The following is a 23,315-nucleotide window of genomic DNA, read 5'->3' on the forward strand; positions in this document are numbered from 1 at the left end:
GTGGAGTGAAACGGGGACGATTGTTAATTTTTGTTTTGGCATAAGAAAAAGCACCTCCTTTAGTTGATACATGTATCGTACCAAGAGGAGCTGCGGGTTTATATGCGTTGTTTGATTGGGGGCTTACGAATTACCAAAGGGTTTAAGAATATAACTTAAATGTATCGATAGGGTAAACCCTAAAGGCACAATTTTACACAACGTAGCATCAAGGGTTTGGCGTGTGTCAAAAGTTTGTGCCATAATATTTTGTAATTTTGAGAGGGGATTTTGTGTAAGTGACAATATATGGGTATGGTCGCGTGTCTTCCAAACTTCAGTCGGAGATCAGGCAAATAAAATCATTAATTGAATATGGAGTACAAGAAGAAAATATTTTTATTGATAAATTGTCAGGTAAAAATTTCGATAGACCTGAATATCAAAAATTGAAATCTATATTAAAAGAATCAGATTGCGTCGTGTTCCACGAGCTTGATAGAATGGGCCGCAGCTATGATGCTGGTATGCAGGAACTATATTGGTTCCAAAAAAATAAAATCAAACTAATCTTTCTTGATTATCTTTGGATGAACCAAATGACAGAAAGTGACGATGTTATCGTAAGGGCAAATGGCTACAATATGCTTGCTATGTATTTAGCAATTGCGGAAACAGAGCGTTTAAAGCTGCTTAAACGCCAAAAAGAGGGAATTGCCATTTCCAAAGCAAATAACCCCCAAAAATACAATGGTAGAAAAAGAGCATATAACAAGGATCAAGTTCAGGATGCCATTGAGAAATATCACACAGGTAAATTTACGGTTAAACAAGCACTTGCTGCTTCTAAAATGAGTAGATCTACCTTTTATAGAAGGTTAAGGGAGTACCAAGCCAAGCAAGATGGGTTAGGTGCAGCTGAATGAAATGGTACACATTAAAACAGGTACAGCATTCAGGAAAGCCATATGCTACCGAAGAGTAATTTCCTAAGTTGAATAATTCTTATCATTTTTATGTTCCGGATTTTCTATGTTCTCAATTTGGATTGGAGGACCTAGAGCCGGCCGCCTTTATTTTTGAATACCATAATGGAAAAAAGAGATATTTCGCCCTTTATAATATGAAAGGGAAAATTCCCTACTTCGATTATAAAGAAGCCAAGAAGAATGGTTTTTGGACCAGAGAAGATGCTGAGTACATAGATGTTTATTGGGAATCAGTAGATTCTTTTCCGAAAATAGGACACTTTATTATTTCGATGAAGGAACAAATTAAGAATATTTTCAAATCCTCTATGATATTTCACAAACTCAGGAATACAAATCTTATATCTTACAAGAAGCTTTCTTTCTGAAAGAGGAAAGGCTATATGGAGGAGCTTTAAATGTCAAATTCTACTTTTTCAATTGGTAAGGGTGTATATATTTCACACGAAATACCTAAACCTAATCTTTCATACAAACAAATTTTTGATGATGTTGAAAAAACTATATATGCTTGGGAATTCCAAGTAACCGAACAACATATCTATGTACGTGCCGTGCTTGATCACGATAATGCAACAACCAAAGAAATGGAAAATAGTATTGGATGTTTCATTCAAATCGACAAGGCTTCTTTTCGAATTTTGAAATGTGCCTGGACTACAGATGTTTTTATAGAAGTCTTTAATCCTCAAAAAAGTGATTTAATTGTGGTAGAAGGAGTTGTAAATGAACTGCAAAAAAACGAATCATTACAGCTACAACTTCTATTTGGGAACACAAATGAAAAATTAAAGAAAGCATTTGAAATAGTGACAGTTTTTCCAGATGCTAATTTGTCATTTTTATGAGTAAACCCAGAGAATCAAATTTAGCTTTGCAAAGGTATCAAGCTACCCGGGGAAGACATTATATAAAAAACAACGAAAGCGATCAGCAGCAATGCTAATCGCTTTTCTCTAAAAAAATATAATGAATTTTTTCAAGGGAAAATCTTTTTATCGATAAAAATATAGAATGAAAAGTTGACTTTTCACTATTAAAAATTAGTATGTCAAAAAAGAGAGGTGAGTAATCAATTTGGAAGAGAAGAAAAAAATTGGCCGCCCCAAAAAAGACCAGATGCGTGGGCATCAAATTAGATTTGGACGTTTATCGGATGAGGTAACAGTGATTTTGAAACAATTTGAGAGCGAGAAAGACAAACAATTGGTTATTGTTTTGTTAGAATCTTTGAAGCCGAAAAAATAATGTAAATATTAAAAAAGAAGACGCAAAAAAATCACTAGCTGGGAGCCGGTGAGTAATTGCACGCTGAAGTGTATCCACACCCTTTTTCCCTGACAACGAAAAAGTGAGGTTTACTTATTAATTTTATTTTATATTAAATGTATTTAAGAATTAATTAAGCAACCCATTATAAAAAAAAGAAATTATATTTACGGAAATTCGAGAAACTGGATGATTTTTAGGATAAGACTTCACTCTTCTTCTATTAGCAACAACTTTTAAATAGAAATGAGTGAATTAAGTTGGAAAAACAAGAAAAAAGTTTATCAGACTGGAGAATGCTTAATGTAGTAACAGGAGAAACCAAAGAAATACGTGAAGGAGATAGGTTAGTCCGAGGAACCAGTGCGAAAGCTTACAAGGATTTGTTAGAAAAAGAGAAACAAAAGAAAAAAGACCGTAAAACAAGTCGTCTAACTCAAGGTACATTTGTGAGAGTTGTTCATAACAAATATAGGGAAATTGAAAGAGAATTAAGTTTACCTCAATGCAGTGTATTACTTGACCTTTTCTTTTGTGTCACACTAAAAAGCAAGAATTATCTTGTTCATACCAGTGGTGATAAAGAAGGAGAGAAGATGAACCTAAAAGACATATCATTGTATTTAAATAAAAGCGAAAGTAATACAAAAAAACTTTTGGGCGAATTAGTAAAATTAGAAGCTTTAATCCGGGAGAAAAATCCGAAAAATAAAAAAGAAAATTTTTATTTGTTGAACAGTGACTTTTTCACTGCTGCTAAAGGAAATGGCCAAAAAATAAAATTCACAAAAATGTTCCATAATAAATTAAACGAAGTTCGCTCTAAACTTAACGATAAACAATATGGTGCTTTATTAAAGTTTATAAGGAACTTTCACTATCAAACTTATTATTTAGTAGCTAATCCGGATCATAATGTCTTAATTGAACCAAATCTAAGTGTTGCTGATAATTTACTTTTAGAAGAAAATGAATTCGTTTTACACCATTTGAATCAAACTCAACTAGCTGAAATTATTGGGATAAAAGATGATACTACTATAAAAGGATATGTAGATGCATATGAAAAAGCCGGTGCATTTATGGTACATAAGCAACATAAAAGCTATCGTTTTATTGTTCATCCTGATTTGATGTTTAGAAAGGATGAGAATGGCGAAGACGAATACACCAAAGCAATAAGAGTTCAATTCAAGCAATTAGAATCAAAGAAAAAAAAAGCAAAGAAGCGTAAATAATCCTTCTTTATATACCAAAAATACCCCGGATTTTTAATACCTATTCGCAAAAATACCTCTGATTTTTAATACCTATTATGTTGATTTAAGCCCGTCATATCAACCTTTTTCAAATCCCCCTCTTAGAATTATCTTATAGTAATCTATTTAACGAAGTTAATTGATTTTTTACTAATGAATATAGATGAATTATTATTTGATTCCTATCCCTCACGCATTACCGTTTGTGTTTTGGTTTTCTAACAAAATCGCGAAATTAGAAACCATTTTTATTATATTAAAAGTTTTATTCTTTTGAACTTGAAAGTTCATTTTTAAACAAGAGGAGTTATCATCTCGTACAATAATTTTCTGTCGATGGAAGAATCAGCTCGAGAAAAATAAACTTACGTTCTGTGAAAACCATTCCTTTTTAAAAACAAAACCATTGGTGAGTTACGCTGCCGCATAACCCAAGGGCGGCTTCGCCTTCAAAAATCTTTTAGAACAGCATTTGTTGTTGTAGCAATACATAAAGGATTGCTTCAACCATAAGGAAGGCGTTTTTCAGCCTTCCTCACAGGAAAGAGCACCGTAGGGAGTCTTTCTAATTTATAAAAAGGAAATGTTTTTCACGGAACACTTGAATATGGTTTTACATTACATTTAGAGAAAAAACCTAATTAATGAATAAATAACTCCGTGGAATAAATTCTACCCACTTAAATAAATCAGCTGGCCGTAATGCCGGCTCTTTTGTTTTTTAGCAGTGAAACTGTCCTTTTAAAAATAAAAAACAGGCTAGCGGTTGAAAGGCCACCCCTAGCTAAATACATTCCACTGAAAGCTTTAATAATTATTTTATTTATTTAGAGGGTTATTTAATCATTCATCTAAACAAGATATTGAAAGTAAATTTGCTATCAATTTACTAGTAACTTTACTTTCAATTTTATTAGTAAAAGGGGAAAACCTATGGCAAAAGTTTATTCAGTTGTTTCAAATAAAGGCGGAATTTTGAAAACAACGTTGTGTGTCAACATTTCAGCGGAAATATCAAAAAAGAAACGAACATTAGTAATTGACACTGACGGACAATCAAACGTTGTAGTTTCTTTTCCAACCAGAAACTTAGATATTAAATATACCTTATTTGATTGCTTGGCAAATGGCATAGACATAAAGGAAACGATCATTAATATAAGTGAGAAGTTAGACATAATACCAGCAGGTAAAGGTATGAATAGTTTTATGAAAAAAGATGATAGGTCAGCTTTGGATTTAAAAGCTGCAATCGATTCAATAAAAGCGAATTATGAATATATTTTCATTGATACTGCACCATCATTAAACTTCGCTGCATTACAAGCATTGGTCGCCAGCGATCAAATTGTTATCCCTTATCAAGCGGAAGGATATGGAATGCTATCAATTTTAAATACAATTAAAGCAATTCAAGAAGTGAAAAATAGCGTGAACCCGGCACTAAAAATCAACAGTATTGTTGTTACAAAATACGATGCAAGATCTAAAGTTCATAAAAATTTTTTAAAAGATATACGAACTGTATCAGAACGTCTAGGAATTAGGTTAGCCTCTACTAAAATCCCTCAAACTTTTACAGGTGCAAACTCTATTTTTGAAGAACAAACACCTACTGTTCTGTCTAAGAAGTGGAATAAATTAAAAGGTATTTATTCGAATTTAACAAGGGAGATTTTAAATTAATGAATAAAGAAAATGGGCCTTGGGATGGTATTTTAAATGAAGAAATAGAATTCATAAGATCAACAATGGTAGATGAAGGAGATTGTAACATTAAAAAAGATAGTAAAAATGAAAATAAAGGTACTAGCATAAATCAAGGCGAAAATACTAGCAAAATTGAAAATAAAACAAATCAAAATAATGTTCTGGACGCAATGCCTGTAGGGAAAAAAGAGCATAAAAAATATTATAAAGGTGTATATTTGGAAGAAGATATTTATAAAGTCATAACCACGCTCGTTAAGAAAAAAGGTGGGGGAAGACAAAACTTACTATCTAAAATTGTTAACGATTGTGTGAGAGAATCATTTGAAAAAAGAGGTTTAGTATAATCAGCAATGCAAAGCATTGTTAGTTAATATAATTTAATACATTGTTATATTTAAGTATAAAGATTAATAGAAAGTTTAAACCATAAGAGAAAATAAATTGATAAAATCATTTAAGTTTCTAATTGAAAAGGACGAGTATTCAGTCATTTGAAGTCGCTATATGCGGCTTTTATTTTGTTCAATTTTTGCAGATGTTGACTAAACCTAATTCCTGTATAATGAAAATATATTTAAAAAAACACGGAAAAATAGAGGGGAATAAAGTGAGTCAAAAATTCATATTTAACCGTAAATATTTAGCAAACCAATTAAAAACTTTAAATGTTAAAGATATTTCTCACTTTGAAGAGAAATGGGAAGCAATTAAAAAGTGGAATTATAGCCTTCAATACAGTAATTTAGCAAGAACTAAGGAGGAAAGCATACAAGGTGATTTTCTAAGCAAAATTTTTACTACTGTATTGGATTATAAAGATCGTATAGGAAGAAATTTATGGCATATACAACAAGAGCAGAAAACCAAAATGGATGGGACCAAGGCGGATGGCAGTTTAGGTTTTTTTACTGAAACAATCCAAGACGTAAGGGTGGTCATTGAATTAAAAGATGCTCAAACTGATTTAGATAAGAAGCAAAAAAGAGAAAATAACCAAACTCCGGTTGAACAAGCATTTAGCTACCAATACAAAATGAAAAACTGTAGATGGGTTATTGTGTCAAACTTTAAAGAAATTCGTCTTTACCATTCTCAAACAATGACGGAATACGAAGAATTTTTAATGGAAGATTTAGCAACTGATGAGGAAGCATTTAAGAAATTTTATTTTTTGCTAAATAGAGACTTCTTGATTAATCGAGATGGACTAGCTCAAGTAGATGAATTGTATGTAAGAAATGAAGCAGAAGAGGAAAAGATTTCAGAAACTTTTTATGAGGATTATAAAAAGGTTAGAAAACAGCTTTATTCTCACCTTGTTGAAAATAATCCAATAATTGATGAAATTACCTTATTTGAAAAGACGCAAAAAATTCTAGACCGATTTATTTTTGTTTGCTTTTGTGAAGATACGAAATTGTTACCGGAGAATGTATTTCGTCAAGTTATTCAAGCAGCAAAGAGTTCTTTTGATATTAGTGAAACTAAAATCTGGAATCAATTAAAGGGATTGTTTAGGTCCATAGATAAAGGTAATCCTCCTATGAATATCAACCGATTTAATGGAGGTCTATTTAAGGAAGATGAAATATTAGACACCTTAATTATTAAAGACGATATATTTCCTTTATTTGAGAGAATTACGGAATATGATTTCCATTCGGAACTTGACGTTAATTTATTAGGACATATTTTTGAACAATCTATTTCTGATATTGAAGAATTTAAATCAGAAATACGCGGAGAAGAATTTGATAAAAATAAGAGTAAGAGAAAAAAAGATGGAATCTTTTACACGCCAACATTTGTTACTCAATTTATTGTTGAAAATACAATAGGGGAATGGATAGAGGAAAAAAGAAGAAAATTAGGCGAAAAAGATTTACCTGAATTAACTGAAGATGATTTTATAGAGTATCGTAAGAAAAAAAATAGCAAAAGGATAAAAAAAATAACAAAAGTTGAAGTTCATATTGATTTCTATACAAAACTTCAACAAGTAATTAGAGATATTAAGATACTTGATCCCGCTTGTGGTTCGGGAGCATTTCTAAATGCTGCTTTTGATTATCTATTTAAAATAGGAACAGAAATTAATAATCATCTTTCAGAATTAGAACAAGGACAGGTACGATTATTTGATCTTGATAAACATATTTTAAAAAATAATCTTTATGGAGTGGATCTAAATAAAGAAAGCGTTGAAATTACCAAACTTTCTTTATGGCTTAAAACGGCGAATAAAAGAGACCCATTAACTTCATTAGATGAAAATATTAGATGGGGAAATTCGCTTGTAAGCGATGAAGATATTACAAACAATGTTCCTTTTAATTGGAAAAAAGAGTTTGCTCATATTATTGCAGCAGGAGGATTCGACATTATTGTAGGTAATCCGCCTTATGTCAGAGTTCAAAATTTAGAAAGTAAAATTGTTGATTATTTTTTTAAGAAGTATAGAACTCCAATTGGTAAATTGGATATTTCAATCTTATTTTTTGAGAAAGGATTACAGCTCCTTAAGTCAGATGGAAACCTTTGTTATATTTCTTCTTCCCAATGGATGCAAACGGATTACGGTAAAAAACTAAGGGGAATCTTATCAGAAGGGTATATACAAAAAATTATAGATTTTGGATCATTACCTGTTTTTGGTGATGCTGACACTTATCCTGCAATATTCTTAATTAGAAAAAACAAGGCTGAAGAATTACTTTATAAAAAAATAAATGAATTAAGTCCAACTTCAATACAAGAAACCGAATTTAGAACTATTGAAATAAACTCATTGAACGAAAGTGCCTGGAATTTTAACTCATTTGACCTTGTTAAGCATTTAAAGAAAAATAAAATTACTTTCAAAGATATGGAGTATTATGCAAAAGCCCTCTATGGTTGTACTACTGGAATGGATAAAGTTTTTGTTGTGGCGGAAGAAACCATTAATAAATACAAATTAGAGAAGGAACTACTGTATCCTTATGCATACCGTGGAGAAGAAATAGAACAATTTGGATACGTAAATCCAAAGACTTATATTATTTATCCATATAAAGAAACAGATGAAAAGAGTTCTATTTTTATTGAAGAAGAAGAATTAAGAGAAAAATACGTTAATATATATAATTATTTACTTAACTTTAAAGAAGAATTACAACAGAGAAAAGACAGTCGTAAATTATATGCGAAAGATAAATGGTATGTTCTTGTAAGACCAAGTTCAATGGAATATATCAAAGTTGAGAAAATTCTTTTTAAAGGGATTGATACGATAGCAAAAGCAGGACTCTTGGAAAAAGACTCTATCTTTAATGGTGCTAACGTTCCAGGTATTATTCCTATAAACAATGAAGTACCTTTACTTTATTTATTAGGAATATTGAATTCAATATTAATTACAGAGCATCTAAATTCAATTTGTCCTAAAAAATTAGGGGGTTATTACCGTTACAATACTTCAAATCTAAATAAAATCCCTATTGTAAAAGGAAATGAAGAAGAAATTAAAGAATTAGTATATATAGTTGAACAATTGATAACTTTTACAAATGAAAATACGAAATTAATTGGAAAATTCCATAAGAGAATTAATGAAAATTTAGGGATAAAGAAAGTGACTAAGAAACTCGAGAGCTTTTCTTTAATGACATTCATAGAATTTTTACAGGAACTGAAAAAACAAAATGTAAAATTATCATTAGCTGATCAAGATGAATGGGAAGATTACTTCTATAACTATGTTTCAAAAATTCAAGAAAAGAATACGACTATTGAAATATTGAAACAGAGATTAAATTATATTGTAAATCAAATTTATAATGTCCAGCTGAGCTATACGCTCTAATTTTAATTCAAAAGGCCGTTAAAATGGCCTTTTTTTTGTTAGATAACTTTACCTCACTTTCCAACCTTTTATGAACTTCTATAAGTATATATCCTGATAAAATACTCAAGAGGTGAAATAGATGTTTGTTCAAAAGTCCATATTTTTATAAGAAAACCACAATTAGAACCTTATTAAAAAAATAAAGCAATTAGTCTTTATGCCCAAATTAATTCTAAAGTTGATATTTTCTTATCTATTGAACCCCTTCGTCCTTGATTTATCACTTCTAAACTAAATCTACCCCGATAAAAAACCGAAGATGTGGTGTTTTCAATGGGTTTATGCCATTGAATTAATAGAGATTCAACATCTGATAACTTTTTATCAGTAAACCTTTCTTAAATTGGAAATGTTAGAATTTCAATTCTAATCCTAATTTGTCCTCTTACAGCAAAAAGCCAATCATTATAATGTTCATTGATCCTCTGTAAGAAACTTCTCGTAGTTTTGCCAATATAAATAAAAGTTTCTTTGCTACCATAAATTCTATAAATTGCATAAATACCATTGTTTTGAGAGATATCTACAAGATAAAAACTTTTAGGTTATATGGACCAAACCACTTTATATAAACAGTAGTCATTTTTTCACCAATCTTTTTTAGGATAATTATACCATTAACGCTTTCCCTATAATTTAGTGAGAATTAATAAAACTAGGTTTTTTACCTGTATAATCTAAAAAATGCCAAGGAGGAAAAAAAATATGCTGGTAAAAAATGACTTTGTGGGAATTAATAAAATTTCACGAAAAATGGTGGGAGTTTATGTTTTATGGGGAAAAAATGATGAATGCCTCTATGTAGGTAGGGGACAGATAATTAATCGTTTTTCTTTCCATTTAGGTTCGAGTGAATTTTGGAATCGCATATTTTCAATTACTGTTTACCTTGGGAATAGTAAAAGGGAGAACAGTTTATTAGAATATGCTTTAATTCAGAGATATAAACCAATTTTCAATAAAGAACGCAGGTGGAATAATATAGTAGGGCTAAAATATAAAGATTGGGGAGAACGTTTTTATTTAAAAAAGAAGTAAGTTTAATAAATACAAAAAAAAGGCTAACTAACTTAGCCTTTTAATACCGATTTTTTTATTGCTTTCCGATTATTGGAGTCAATTGTAATCTTAACTGTTTTTCAAATAATGTAACTACCCAATAGGTATTATCGTCCTCGTATCCGGCTAATTCACTATAAGTTACCCTGAATTACTTGTTCCAAAAATATGTTCTAATACTCTTCCATTAATTCCTCTTGGAACATCCTCGTTGGCATCGCTATTATTTATTTTTCCTATATACAGCGGAACCCAACCATTTTTAAATGAATTAAGATTTCTCCTCAGATTGAAGAAGTTCTTTGCTTTTTTTATTGAAAATGAAGGAGTATTACCTTTTTTATATTTTTGCCATATATCCTCTAGTCCTGATAGAAAATTATCTCTTATCTTAGAATCTATTTTCGTCATACTGTCAATTCTAGAGTCATAAAACTTGCTCATATCTGCCTCAAAAAAATATATTCCTGCGGAACTGCTTATCCTTGATAAATTTTGTTTTAAATCTGGATCATCCAAATTAAACTCAATCATATTTAATTTAAAATCAGATTGGATTTGTTTACATTTTAGAGAAACCAGCTCCTCAACATTTGAAATTATTTTTTTCTTAAGTTCTATCTCTAAGTTCATATCTCTCACCTTTTTTGAGTACCTTTTAACGTTCTTATAATCAGTATACATTTAAAAAAGATTAAGGGAATATTTGTCCACTTTTCCATTTCTTTTTTGGAATGAAGTATTTGCTTACCAAGTCAAAAAAGGGTACGAATAAAAAAAGGCTAAACATTAGCCTTTTAAAATCTAAATTAAAAACTATAGAAGATTTTGGATTTTTATTAGTCTTTAAGTACAAAAGAACAAAATATAGGGACTTAATGTATTTGGTGCCATTTCAGGTGCCGTGCTTGGTGCCCAAATTTTAAAAATTAGAAAACACAAGAAAATACAAGAAGGCAGAAAAGCTTGATTTAAAGGCATTTTTGGTAACTGAAAGATACCAGAAAAACAGGTGACAGCAAACTTCAAAACTGCCGTGGGTTGCGTGCCAACCCAGCTGGGTTCGATTCCCAGGCAGTCCCGCCAAAAACGTTGATTTAACAAGGTTTTTGTAGATTTACTCTGAATAAAGTAAATGGATAGGATGAATTACTCGGAGACCCAGTAAGTTTGAACCAAATTACAACTTGACATAATTTTTCATTAATAGTAAAATTCATTTCATAAATAAATTGATTAAATGTTTCCCTAACTAAATAGATTACTTTAGCATAAGGTTAATAACTATCTATTGATTCAATGAAAAAGTAAATCTATAACAAAAGGGTAATCTGTAAATATACCTCTTTAGGTATGAATACTATATTACATAATTAGGTAGACTATTAAAAGGCCTGAATGGCCAGTTAAAAGTAAACCGACAATTTTCAAAGTCTAATGGTTTTGACCATTATGCTTAAAAATTGTCGGTTTTTTTGTTTTTTATAAAACAGAAAGGAATGCAGCGTAATGAAGGAAATCGGTCAAAGTCATATTTTCATAATGTTGGTTTATTCTATCCACCGATGGAGGGAAGTAAAATGTTAAATTCCCTGCCAGAAATATTTTTTGTATTACTTGCGATATCGGTGCTTAGTGCACTGTTCCTGTTATATCCAAGGGTTCCACTGTCTTTTGTTCGGCTTCACATCGGTATCACATTGTTGCCTCCACTGGCTGCCCTAATGGTCCTTGTTACTACCAAGGAGACCATAATTTATGGGCCCTGGTGGCTTGATTCCTTATCATGGATGCTGGTATTGTTTGTCCTTACCATCGGTTTTATCGTGCAGTGCTATTCTGTTCGTTACTTCCTTGGTGATCGTTCCTATCGAAAATATTTTGCCTTGCTGACTATTACTACTACTGCTGATTCAGTTGTTTGGCTAAGTAATGATCTTCGCCTGTTGCTGATTTGCTGGGGGGTTACACTCCTGGGGCTAACACTACTGATAAGATTAAAAAAGGAGTGGAGTGTTGCTAGAAACGCAGCTAAACAATCAGGACGACTATTTGCAATAAGCTGGCTTATACTGTTTGGAGTTGTCATCTGGGTTACCCAATCCACTGGGCATTGGCAGTTGTCGTTTGTCCTCACAAAAAACAGTCTTACACAGCTTGATTTATGGGAAAGGACTTGTATTAGTCTGATGCTAATCTTGGCTGTCGTAATTCCGGCAGCACAGTGGCCTTTCCAACGCTGGCTATTGAATTCAGTAGTAGCTCCCACTCCTGTATCCGCGGTAATGCATGCGGGATTAGTGAATGCTGGCGGAATTATCTTGACTCGGTTCTCTCCGCTTTTTAGTGGAGATATTCCCCAAATCGTTTTACTTTTAGTGTCTAGTGTTTCAGTCATGACAGGTACCGGAATTATGCTGGTCCAGGTTGATTATAAACGACAGCTTGTTGGGTCTACGATTGCACAGATGGGGTTTATGTTAATCCAATGTGCATTAGGTGCTTTTTTGGCTGCGATTATCCACGCTGTCTTACATGGTCTATTTAAGTCAACTCTTTTCTTACAGGCTGGCTCTACGCTTCAACATCACAAGAAGCCAACATCAGGGTCAAACCAGCCATTGTCATTATTATGGACAATCACAGGAGGGATTTTAGGCCTCCTGGTGGCAATTGGTCTTTGGCTATCTTCATCTGGAGAGAATTATCAAATCATAAGCGCTCTTACCTTAGGGTGGTCAGTTTCATTAGCCTGGACCCAGCTCGTGGCTTCTGGTTCTGGACATATCGCGCGGATTGCAGGATTTTCTTTATTTGCAGTAGCGGCAATTGTATATCATTTCGTACATGATGCTTTTTATGGTGTATTACAAAATTCAATCCCGAAGGGAATGCAACCACCGGAACCGGCGGCAATTTTCCTTCTGATTATTTTATTGGCCGGAAGTGCTGTAGGTGTATGGCTTGCTCGTAATCGTTCATCAGCTGCCTATTTTGTTATTTATCTTTGGCTTGTACGATTGGGTGAGCCTCAAAATAATTTGATAGAAAGTCATCCTAAGTATTTGACACAATCATTCTTTAGAGGAGGTCATTTACGATGAATACAACATTAGCAAAAACATTACATTGGGAAAAGCTGCCTGGTAGTCTTGATATTAATCTTATTGACTTAGTGAAATCCGCCAGCAGGGTTATTGTACCGCTCGGGCCAATTAACACATTTGCAGCACGTAACCCCTGGGTAGGCTTGGAGGGACAAACGTTTGAAAAAACGGCTTACTGGCTCAAAGATACTTGTGATATAGATATCTATCCCAATGACTCCGTATTTCAATCTGCTTGGGAACGAGGCGAGATTCATCAGGATTTTTTAGAAAATGGACTTCAACATTGGCTAAACACACAATCTTTGGAGTTGCCGTATGAGGTCGCAGAGCGGTTCTGCCGAGCTGCACTAATGCAAAAGCAACTACCTTCCAGCACTATGGAAGAACCTAAGTTAAAAAGTATGGCAAGAAAACTAAACCGTTTTACATCCCAAATGACCGAAAAACATTCGGTCAAAACCTATAGTCAACGCTTGGAACAGCTGGGAAGGGTAAATGCAGCTCACGATCTTAACTGCAATATTATCAAGTGGTGTAAATTGTTTCTTGATGAGTCTCAAGCTGTCTGGTCGATGCCAAATCGTGAAGAAGGTTTCTATCGTGCGTGGCGGAAATTAGTCCAGCACGACCCGGCACTTAGCCGTAAGGTCCGTAAACAATTAAGTGATTTGCCGGAAGAAGCTGATGCTGCATTAATGGAAGTTTTGTTCGCACTAGAAATTCGATTTTCAGAAATTCAAGAATATTTTGAAGGCCATTTCCTTGCATTACCGGGCTGGAGTGGCATGATGCTTTGGCGTTCGCAGCAATCGACCGAAGAAAGTTCGCTACTACTTGAGTATCTAGCCGTCCGAATATCGATGGAATGGGCTTTAGTTAAACCCTTTCTTCCCTTGCCTGAAAAAAGAAATAATAAAGTACATTTAGAACCATTGATTACGGCCTGGGCCGAATGGGGGAACCTGTCAATCAATGCTTGGTCTCAGTTATCGTCTACAGAAATAAAGGCATGTTTGACCTTTGCATATCGTTTTGATAAGATTCAACGCAATCGACTATGGCTTGAAGCATGGGAAAAAACATATGAGGACCAATTAAAGAAGATGCTTATATCCCAACAGACGGCAGAAGAGGGTGAAAACATAAAGCCAGCACTGGCTCAGTTTGTATTTTGTATTGATGTTCGTTCAGAGCCTTTTCGCCGCAAACTTGAAAAAGGAGGAGAATTTAAGACTTTTGGAACAGCAGGCTTTTTCGGATTACCGATAGAAACCTACGAGCTTGGCAGTAACCATACGCATAACTCTTTGCCTGTAATGTTTAAACCACAATACAAAATACAAGAGTTTTCACCGGAGTCTGAATCCTATCAACAACGGCATCATGCAGTCAATTCAATAGGTTATACATTTAATGCGATGAAACATAATCTGATTTCCAGTATGGTATTGCCGGAAATTAGCGGTCCTTGGCTCAGCTTGCAATCTCTCGCTCGCAGCTTTGTACCTAGGAGTGCAGGCCGGACATTAAGGAAATTGCACGAAAGATGGCTACATAAACCATCTACGGAACTCTTGCTTGACCATACGCAAACATTTGAAAAAGCTATGCCAACTGGCTTTTCGGTGAAAGAAAAAGTACACTACGTAAGGCAGGCACTAATAATGATGGGGCTCACCGATCATTTTGCACCACTAGTGGTTATTTGCGGCCATGGAAGTCACAGCACGAACAATCCATATAGTTCCGCACTCGACTGCGGTGCATGTGGAGGAGCCTCAAGCGGATTCAATGCAAGAGTGCTGGCAGCATTGTGCAATCTGCCAAACGTAAGGAAGAGCCTCGAAACAGAGGGAATAATTATTCCTAAAGATACTGTTTTTGCAGCTGCTGAGCATATTACCACACTTGATGAATTGCGTTGGATTTACATTCCAGAACTATCAGATGAAGCTAAGAAAGCATTTAATCGTGTCCAGGCCGAGTTGCCAAAGGTGAGTGAGGAAGCCAATTCTGAGAGGATTCCGCAATTGCCAAATATCGGACCCCATCTTAAAAGTCCAACGGCTGAGGCTCAACGACTTTCAGAAGATTGGAGTGAGGTGCGTCCGGAATGGGGTTTAGCGCGCAACGCTGCGTTTATCATCGGGGAACGTTGGCTGACCCAAGGTTGCAATCTGGGTGGAAGAGTTTTCCTCAATAATTATAACTGGAAGAAGGATAAAAACGGTCATATTCTAGCAAACATTATTTCCGGACCTGCAACGGTAGCTCAATGGATTAACCTGCAATATTATGCATCTACTGTTGCCCCTCATTATTATGGAAGCGGGAATAAAACAACCCAAACCTTGACAGCTGGGCTCGGGGTCATGCAAGGGAACGCTAGTGACTTACTATCCGGACTTCCCTGGCAATCTGTGATGAAATCAGATGAAGAGGCATATCATGAGCCACTACGTTTGCTGGTGGTCATCCAAGCGCCAAAGGAATATGTAAAAAGGATGCTCGATCACGATCATGCCTTTCAGCAAAAAGTGAAAAACGGATGGATTCGGCTTGCATCCATTGACCCGGAAGGACACTGGGAGAGTTGGTCTTAACAATTCCTGGTTTTTATATAATGTGCTTGATTGGGCTGCTTTTCTTTTCAGTTCTTAAAGCAATGGTAAATAGCTTTCTAAAAGATAGTGTTACGTTGATAAAATAGATTGTTTTTTGAATATTATAGGCAATGTTTGGCCATCTATGAATGTAACTTTGAATAAAGGAAAAGGAATCGGTATGGAAAAATCAAAAGGAATTCTTGAAGCTGAAATAAGCAAAGCTTTAACACATTGGGAGAAAAATTATCTTGGACGAGGCTCCGTATCAGTTAAATCAGATATATTACGGGATATGGTGATTGTGATTCTTGGAGCTATTTTAACTCCTGCAGAATATGAAGTATGTCGGGATAAAGAAGGATTGTTATCAGTAAAAGAATATCGCAACAGTTTAGTGGAATCCGGTCTGGCTGATTTAAAGGAAATTATCTTAACGATAACAGGCGAAGAAGTAATTAGTTTTCACACCGATATTAGTACGCATACTGGAGAACGATCAATGGTCTTTAAGCTTTCCAGCAATCTGCAAAGCAAATTATGTTAGAAATAAAAGGATATATTCAAGGCTTAAATATCTTTTTCTAAAGGAAAGCATCAGAATCTTATTTAGAGTACAATACAAATTAATAATGAGGTGAATTTGATGTCTAGAGATGAAAAGAAAAAAGTACTATATGTGATTGGTATGGATCATAAATTAGAACGTTTTATTAAAGAAGAAACCAACAATCAGGAAAATATGATTATCTTGCAAAGAAATCAACTGGTCATTTCACACCCCTTCGACGAATTAGTGAGGGACATAATCATTACGGTCTTTCAGGAAAATGTTGAAGAAATCGTTGTTGCCTTCACAGATGATTATCAAAAGAACACTGAGGATATACTGATCAAAATTAATAAAAACAAAAAATTAAAGGATAAGATTCAAACACTGGATTATCTTTTTAGTAATACCAAGCCGGAATTTCCTAGGGGTACGGTAAGTGAATGGTTACAGGGAGGAAAAACTTTAATGGATGGTGTCCAAAAAACAGTCCACATCATTCGCCATCATCCGCTGCTTCCGTCGCATGTAAAGGTCAATGAATTATTTATTAAAATGGAGAATGAAAAGCTATCTGGAATTGTCTAAGAAACTATTTACCTAAATATTAATGAAATCAGAGTCTTAATTCCTCAAATTAAAAGAAAATGGACATTTTATTTTTTATTTTAATATCTAAAGAGGCATTCAATGATAGATTTTTTATACATATCTTACTTGCCAAAAAAGTTGATAAATTAAGTGTTCGCTCATTAAGCAGTCACCTTAAACGGTGGCTGTATTCCTTTTTTTATGTTATTTTTATTTAATATTGCTTACAAAAAAAAAGACTTCCCGAAGGAAGCCCTATGTACAAGTTTATTTCCCTTTTCTACGAGAAGATACAACAATAAATTGTTTAATATTGTAAAAGACTACTTATATTCAGGATATTTACTAACTATTTCTTCATAAGTTCTTTTACCTTTAATAAATTAGGGTTTGTACATACGCAAGACCTCGAAGGAATTGTTCTAAAACGCAAAGATTCACGTTACGAAGTCGGCAAGAGATCGCACTCCTGGCTGAAGGTTATCAATTACCAGTACGCTGATATAATCGTTGTTGGCTACCGTAAGCAACCGAAGGATTTCGGCTGGCAATTAGCTGACACTGATTGAAAATACATGGGCGTGATGGAACTCGGTGTGCTAACGCGTGAAAAAGCGAAAGTGTATCGCGCTCCAATCATAAAGGAAACAGATGATTTTGCGTATATTGCTCCGATTGGTTTACGTGTGAAATACCGAAATCTAACTAAAGCTGGCTTATTACGGCTGCCTAGTTTTGTAGAGTGGGTTTAACGACCTACTCTTTTTTAAAGATCTGTTATACAATAACCTTGATAATTTACCAAAAGAAAAAGGAATTTTTTGATGACATCTTATTTAACAAAGCACTCGTTAGCTGAATAAGAAAACTCGAGAAAATTATTGGTATCAAAGGAGAAAACCTCCTTTATGTCGAAAATTATAGATAAAGGGGATGACCCAATGAATAAAGTTGGTTTATTAAAAAATCTACACAAAGCAAGTCGAGGTAATTTCTTTTCAACAGAGATTCCTAAGGCTACAAAAGAAGATGAAAAAAAGATTGAAGAATGGGTTGGAGAATTAGAAAGTGAAGGAAAAATCAAGTTAAGAGAGTGTATACAGCGAGAATACTCGGTTTATTTACATGGAATAATTAAGTACGCATCCGAATAATCGGGTGTTTTTTATTGGGGTGAAACGAAATAGGATATTTCAAACCAAGAAAACCGAGAGTAACTATTTCAGCTAAAAAAGCCACGGCAGGTACGCCAATACGATTCATTTTTCCGTTCTTTCGCGTCGTATGTGTAGTCGGTGAATTTCTTTTCGACTGCTCGAGGCAGCGACCGACATTAGACCGGTTGGCATTGTGACTGCGAGGACTAGGGAAGCGTATAGCCAGCGATAAGGGTGCGGTGATTGATAGTCAATTGCGTTTATGTCGATTACCTTTAACGAAGTAATAAGGTAAATGGCGATGATGATTCCGGTAATAATGGCGAAATAGCCCGCCCATTTTAATGCGTTTGACATGCGAATCCCCTCCAACACTCTTTTGGTTAATTTTACAATTTTATACTTTTTGTGTAAATGCAAACTAGCGAATTCAAAATTTTTATATTTGCGGACATCGTTGGCGTACGGTTTTCGAATCTTGACATTTTCGCTACCTTTCAACTATTATAAGACCGTAAAGGACGAACGAAAACTGTAACGGTGATTGACCGAAAACTGTGTAAAGCGTTGATTGAACGTTGAGGTTAACGCTGATTGAACGGAATGATTAAGCGGATTGTATTACGTGGTCTTCAAAACTGCTTGAGACCTGCGTGCCAGGTCTGGTGGGTTCGATTCCCACGCAGTCCCGCCAACTAAACCCAGATATATCAAGGGTTTCGACTGTTTTTCATCTTTGTTTTACCGACTGTTTGAAAAATGAGTTAAAGTTAAAAAGTCACCAGTATTTTTTCTAAAAATTACATAGTACAAGTGCGACTGATTTTGTGTGTACCAGTGTGTCAAATCCACCAAATTCTTGTAAGAAGGGTGGATTTTTTTATGCAACCCGTAAGGAAAACTCAGCGAAAAGGTTCAAGAAGTAATCAGAATATTAAACGGTTCAAACAAACTGAGCAAAAGATGACTCTGTTTGAAATGTTTGAGCGATTTATGGCCTTCAAACAAACTGAGGGTTTGGCAAAACCTACAATTCAAGGATAATTTAAAGGTCACAGCAAAATAATTATAGGAACCAACTTGGTTATGAAACTGGGAATGTAATGCTTTTTGATGAGGTGAGTTTAGTTGAGTAATGTAGAGCAGAGTATAAAGTTCGGTTTAGAAAGAATTGTTTTTATTGGGAGAACATTCGAAGAGTATTTTGATATGTTTTCTCTTTCAGAGGAAGAACTAAAAGGAAAGAAAATATTTGATTGTCCAGCAGGAGCTTGTTCATATACTGCTGTTGGTAACAAATCAGATTTAGATGTAACAGCGTGCGATATTGCTTATTATCACTCAGGTGAAGACCTAAAAAATAAAGGTCTTCAGGATATTGAACACGCGATGGAGCATATGGAAAAAGCCCATAACAATTATAAATGGGATTATTTCAAGGATATAGAAGGACTTAGAAATAATCGTTTAAGTGCCTTACAAGATTGTACCAACCATATGATAGAATCCAGAGAAAGATACATTCCCGTTCCTCTACCTATTTTACCGTTTAAGGATGAACAATTTGATATTCTTCTATCTGCACATTTTCTATTTATGTATGCGGATCGTTTAGATTATCAATTCACATCGAACCGTTAACTGAGTTCTTAAGGATAACGAAAGAGGAAGTTCGAATTTTTCCTTTAGTTGATTTACAGGGAAACAGATACGAGAAATTAGATGAAATAATAGGTTATTTGACTGACAATGGCTGTATGGTTGAAGAAGTCAAAGTACCATATGAATTTCAGAAAAATGCTAACTCGATGTTAAAAATAAAAAAAGCTTAGAAAAGAAAGGGGTAACGTGTAAGCGTTGCCCATTTTTAAAAACACATCTTACTAAAAATATGGGAGTTAAAGTCAAGATCGCTACGGCGGTCTTTTACTTATTTGGGGCAGTATTACTTGTATAACCACAAGACCTTGGGAAATAGGAAATACAATCTTTTATGGAATGACTGTTTTACAGAAGAGCGTATTATGCATTAAAGCATTTCATTCATCAAGTGTATGTATTTGAACCCCAAGAAACCTAAGTTTATTCAAAGCCTTCAAATTACATAGTTTGGAGGCTTTTTCTTATGTAAAATTTTATGTTTTTTACAATTCCTACTAGAAACGAATAAAAAAAGGAGTTTTTTATCTCTATTAAATTTAATAAAAAACACTAAATCCTTTTTATGGGAAAACGAGGTAGAGATGTTCGTAATATAAGACACCTTCTCTATGATGGAAACGGTTTCCTGAATGGGGTTTTAGAATCATAATTAACTTATAAATACATAGTAAGGGGGAACCGAATGATAAAGTTAAATCCATTACATTTGTACTAGTGTTATTTTTATGAAGCTTTGTAAGCGGTACATTATTGGACTAAGTTGAATACCGCAAATTTTTTCTATTAGATTTAAGGGAAGATTCTCTAAAAAGCTAGCAGTTTAGTTAACTGATTTGAAACAATGAGTTGGAGGAAACAATCATGAAAAAAGTTTTTTCAATTGCTGCAGTAACCATGATGTCATTTGGAATTTTGGCAGGATGCTCGGTTGGCTCAAGTTCTTCTAGAGATACAGATACAAAACCAATAGCCACCAAAGAAGAATTAAAACCATTCGGGAAATATAAAGAAACAGTCAATTATACGGTAGGGAAGTCCACACCTGGTATTGCAAAATTACCTCCAGGACAAACATACGAAGACAATGCTTATACAAAATACTTAAAGGAAACGCTTAATATTCAAAGTAAAAATAAGTTTGAGGCACAAGATGGAGATGCCTACAAACAGAAAGTTTCCATGGCTGTTGCATCAGGTGATATACCTGACATTATGGCTGTTGATGCTGCAACATTACGTCAGTTGGTCGATAATGAATTAATTGCCGATCTAACAGATGTGTATGAATCAAGTACTTCTGACTTAGTAAAAGATATGTATGATTCATACGATGGTCGTGCATTGGAAGCTGCTACATTCGATGGTAAACTAATGGCCCTGCCATCAACACAAAATGCAAACATCCCAACTATGCTTTGGCTCCGCCAAGATTGGTTGGATAAGCTTGGCTTAAAAGGACCAAAGACGTTGGATGACGTAGAGAAAATCTTAACTGAATTTACCCAAAAAGATCCAGGTGGTAATGGGAAAGGAATTACAGTAGGTTTAGCGCTATCCCCAAGTATTGGTGGAATGTACGGATCACTGTTCCAAGCGGACAATATCCTTCAAACTTATGATTCATTCCCGCGTCAATGGATTGAACAAGATGGCAAGGTAGTTTATGGATCAATTACAGAAGAAACAAAACAAGGGTTAGGCAAACTGGCTGATTGGTACAAAAAAGGTCTAATCGATCCTCAAATAGCAGTACGTAAAAGTATTGAAGATTTGATCATTGGAGGTCAGACAGGTGCGTACTTTGGACCATGGTGGACCCCAGATTATCCTTTGAATTCTGCCAAACAGAAAAATCCAAATGCTGAATGGGCACCATTTATCATTTCAAAAGATGGTAGTGGCACCATCACAGCTTATACACAAAACCCGGCATCTGAATTCTATGTTGTAAGAAAAGGTTTTAAACATCCAGAAGTACTTCCTAAATTAGTTAGTGCATTAGATGATAAGCTGCGTCAAGAAGACCGTAATTACCAGCCTGTAGTAGATTTCATTAAATTTGGCGGAGACCGTGGGGCACCAGTAAATATCATGGTTAACTTTAATGATGCAACAGCACAAATGTATGAAAATATTAATGCTGCCATTGAAGGTAAAAAAGATCCTAAAACATTATCACTAGATGATCTATCATCCTATCAAAAGATCACAGATTATTTAAAAGACCCAGCGAAGGCAGACGCTAATCAATGGAGTGCTTATAATTCCAGAGTGGTAGCGGGTAAGTTAATGGCTGAAACAAAAATAAATGAGGTAAATCCAGTTTTCTTTGGCCAGACCAAAAGCATGAAGTTAAAATGGGCTAATTTAACAAAGTTAGAAGATGAGGCGTTCTTAAAGATTGTAACAGGTGAGAAAGACTTAGATTACTTTGATAAGTTTGTTGAAAACTGGAAGAAAACAGGCGGTACTGAAATTACGAAAGAAGTTTCGGAAGCCATTAAAGAAAAGTAATCTACAAATGGGTACAAATCTTGATTTGTACCCATTTAAAATCATTATTCTAAGAAGAGGGTGCGATGGACATGAAAAAACGTGGTGGGCAGCTGGAGTATCATCTAATGTTGGCACCAGGCATGATTTTTTTGATTATTTTTAGTTTTATACCAATGTTTGGAATCATTATGGCATTTGAAGATTATGTTCCTGCTAAAGGTGTTTTTGGATCCGAATGGGTCGGTTTTGAAAACTTTAAATATATGCTTGAAATTCCAGATAGTATGAAGATACTAAGGAATACTCTTGTGATAGCAGTTGGTAAGATTATTCTAGGAACGCTGGTACCCATTATATTTGCCTTACTATTAAACGAAATTAGATTGAAATGGGCAAAGAAATCGATTCAAACGATTGTTTATTTACCAAACTTTTTATCGTGGGCCGTTTTAGCAGCCGTTTTTATAAACATTTTTGACTATCATGGACCAGTAAATAATTTCTTACAGGCGTTTGGACATAAGCCAATTTTATTCCTAGGGAGCAACGAGTGGTTTAGAAGTATCATTGTTTCAACCGATGTATGGAAAGGTTTTGGCTATGGTGCCATTGTTTATTTGGCCGCGTTAACGGGGATTGACCCAGGGCTTTATGAGGCATCTTCAATGGATGGTGCGAATCGTTTTAAGCAATTATTACATGTTACCTTACCAGGTATTTTACCAACCATTATGTTGATTACTGCACTCAACTTGGGGAACATCTTAAACGCTGGTTTTGACCAGATTTTTGCCTTGTATAATCCGATTGTCTATGAAACTGGGGATGTCATTGATACTTATGTTTACCGAATTGGTCTCATAGGTCAACAATATAGTTTTGCAACAGCCATTGGCTTATTAAAATCAGTGGTAAGCTGCGTCCTTATTTTATCAGCTAACGAATTATCTAAAAAACTTGCAAACATGAGGATTTTTTAAAAGGAGGGACAG

Annotated in this window: 21 protein-coding genes, 1 tRNA gene and 1 pseudogene; 20 read left to right on the forward strand and 3 right to left on the reverse strand. The window is 34.4% G+C overall.

The features are described 5' to 3' along the window. Positions 1–278 precede the first annotated feature (278 nt). The 7 genes from ACE198_RS24625 to ACE198_RS24655 all read left to right on the forward strand — a co-directional run bounded on the left by ACE198_RS24625 (position 279) and on the right by ACE198_RS24655 (position 9,053). A complete protein-coding gene (locus ACE198_RS24625; protein WP_375377394.1) occupies positions 279–905 on the forward strand; it encodes a recombinase family protein in 627 nt (208 codons plus the stop codon). A 461-nt stretch (positions 906–1,366) separates the two neighbouring features. Further along, positions 1,367–1,816: a hypothetical protein gene (locus ACE198_RS24630; RefSeq protein ID WP_375377395.1), complete on the forward strand. Its 450-nt coding sequence runs from the start codon at positions 1,367–1,369 to the stop codon at positions 1,814–1,816. Positions 1,817–2,045: 229 nt separating this feature from the next. Beyond that, the gene (locus ACE198_RS24635) at positions 2,046–2,216 is read left to right on the forward strand and encodes a hypothetical protein (protein WP_375377396.1); all 171 of its coding nucleotides are present in this window, start codon (positions 2,046–2,048) and stop codon (positions 2,214–2,216) included. A gap of 281 nt (positions 2,217–2,497) precedes the next feature. After that, entirely contained in the window at positions 2,498–3,475 is a 978-nt protein-coding gene (locus ACE198_RS24640) for a hypothetical protein (protein ID WP_375377397.1), read from the forward strand. A gap of 954 nt (positions 3,476–4,429) precedes the next feature. Next, positions 4,430–5,182, forward strand: coding sequence for a ParA family protein (locus tag ACE198_RS24645; protein ID WP_375377398.1), 753 nt, complete (start codon positions 4,430–4,432; stop codon positions 5,180–5,182). Then, entirely contained in the window at positions 5,182–5,553 is a 372-nt protein-coding gene (locus ACE198_RS24650; RefSeq protein WP_375377399.1) for a hypothetical protein, read from the forward strand. The genes ACE198_RS24645 and ACE198_RS24650 overlap by 1 nt, the downstream gene beginning before the upstream one ends. 263 nt (positions 5,554–5,816) lie before the next feature. Beyond that, complete coding sequence (locus tag ACE198_RS24655) at positions 5,817–9,053, forward strand: Eco57I restriction-modification methylase domain-containing protein (protein WP_375377400.1); 3,237 nt, start codon at positions 5,817–5,819, stop codon at positions 9,051–9,053. Between the two features lie 380 nt (positions 9,054–9,433). On the opposite strand, the gene ACE198_RS24660 is transcribed toward ACE198_RS24655, so the two are convergent. Beyond that, positions 9,434–9,616: a GIY-YIG nuclease family protein gene (locus ACE198_RS24660; protein ID WP_375377422.1), complete on the reverse strand. Its 183-nt coding sequence runs from the start codon at positions 9,614–9,616 to the stop codon at positions 9,434–9,436. Between the two features lie 184 nt (positions 9,617–9,800). Between ACE198_RS24660 and ACE198_RS24665 the strand changes: the two genes are divergently transcribed. Next, a complete protein-coding gene (locus ACE198_RS24665; RefSeq protein WP_375377401.1) occupies positions 9,801–10,133 on the forward strand; it encodes a GIY-YIG nuclease family protein in 333 nt (110 codons plus the stop codon). Positions 10,134–10,295: 162 nt separating this feature from the next. On the opposite strand, the gene ACE198_RS24670 is transcribed toward ACE198_RS24665, so the two are convergent. Further along, a complete protein-coding gene (locus ACE198_RS24670; RefSeq protein ID WP_375377402.1) occupies positions 10,296–10,787 on the reverse strand; it encodes a hypothetical protein in 492 nt (163 codons plus the stop codon). A 932-nt stretch (positions 10,788–11,719) separates the two neighbouring features. Here ACE198_RS24670 and ACE198_RS24675 point away from each other — a divergent pair. From ACE198_RS24675 to ACE198_RS24705, 7 genes are all read left to right on the forward strand, one after another. Next, positions 11,720–13,258, forward strand: coding sequence for an NADH dehydrogenase subunit 5 (locus tag ACE198_RS24675; RefSeq protein ID WP_375377423.1), 1,539 nt, complete (start codon positions 11,720–11,722; stop codon positions 13,256–13,258). Beyond that, positions 13,255–15,867 (forward strand): DUF2309 domain-containing protein, encoded by a 2,613-nt coding sequence (locus tag ACE198_RS24680; protein ID WP_375377403.1) that lies wholly within the window; start codon positions 13,255–13,257, stop codon positions 15,865–15,867. The genes ACE198_RS24675 and ACE198_RS24680 overlap by 4 nt, the downstream gene beginning before the upstream one ends. A 181-nt stretch (positions 15,868–16,048) precedes the next feature. Continuing rightward, a complete protein-coding gene (locus ACE198_RS24685; RefSeq protein ID WP_098572272.1) occupies positions 16,049–16,414 on the forward strand; it encodes a Na-translocating system protein MpsC family protein in 366 nt (121 codons plus the stop codon). 99 nt (positions 16,415–16,513) lie between these two features. After that, on the forward strand, positions 16,514–17,005 hold the full coding sequence (locus tag ACE198_RS24690) for a carbonic anhydrase (protein ID WP_375377404.1): 492 nt from the start codon (positions 16,514–16,516) through the stop codon (positions 17,003–17,005). Between the two features lie 362 nt (positions 17,006–17,367). Further along, entirely contained in the window at positions 17,368–17,577 is a 210-nt protein-coding gene (locus ACE198_RS24695) for an ATP-dependent DNA ligase (protein ID WP_375377424.1), read from the forward strand. Between the two features lie 6 nt (positions 17,578–17,583). Then, entirely contained in the window at positions 17,584–17,760 is a 177-nt protein-coding gene (locus tag ACE198_RS24700; RefSeq protein WP_251456045.1) for a hypothetical protein, read from the forward strand. Between the two features lie 189 nt (positions 17,761–17,949). Next, positions 17,950–18,162 (forward strand): hypothetical protein, encoded by a 213-nt coding sequence (locus tag ACE198_RS24705; RefSeq protein ID WP_180230010.1) that lies wholly within the window; start codon positions 17,950–17,952, stop codon positions 18,160–18,162. A gap of 105 nt (positions 18,163–18,267) precedes the next feature. Here the strand turns inward: ACE198_RS24705 and ACE198_RS24710 are convergent, their stop codons facing one another. Next, a complete protein-coding gene (locus ACE198_RS24710) occupies positions 18,268–18,522 on the reverse strand; it encodes a hypothetical protein (RefSeq protein ID WP_375377405.1) in 255 nt (84 codons plus the stop codon). A gap of 255 nt (positions 18,523–18,777) precedes the next feature. Here ACE198_RS24710 and ACE198_RS24715 point away from each other — a divergent pair. From ACE198_RS24715 to ACE198_RS24735, 5 genes and pseudogenes are all read left to right on the forward strand, one after another. Beyond that, a tRNA-OTHER gene (locus tag ACE198_RS24715) sits at positions 18,778–18,859 on the forward strand. Positions 18,860–19,047: 188 nt separating this feature from the next. Beyond that, positions 19,048–19,209 carry a hypothetical protein gene (locus ACE198_RS24720; protein WP_375377406.1) on the forward strand — a complete coding sequence of 54 codons (162 nt, stop codon included), beginning with the start codon at positions 19,048–19,050 and terminating at the stop codon, positions 19,207–19,209. 84 nt (positions 19,210–19,293) lie between these two features. After that, positions 19,294–19,997 (forward strand): annotated as a pseudogene (locus tag ACE198_RS24725) (SAM-dependent methyltransferase). Positions 19,998–20,688: 691 nt separating this feature from the next. Then, on the forward strand, positions 20,689–22,341 hold the full coding sequence (locus ACE198_RS24730; RefSeq protein WP_375377407.1) for a type 2 periplasmic-binding domain-containing protein: 1,653 nt from the start codon (positions 20,689–20,691) through the stop codon (positions 22,339–22,341). Between the two features lie 71 nt (positions 22,342–22,412). Further along, on the forward strand, positions 22,413–23,303 hold the full coding sequence (locus tag ACE198_RS24735) for an ABC transporter permease (protein WP_098572273.1): 891 nt from the start codon (positions 22,413–22,415) through the stop codon (positions 23,301–23,303). Positions 23,304–23,315: the final 12 nt, after the last annotated feature.

The organism is Neobacillus sp. KR4-4, from assembly GCF_042136325.1.
Classification (GTDB): domain Bacteria; phylum Bacillota; class Bacilli; order Bacillales; family Cytobacillaceae; genus Neobacillus.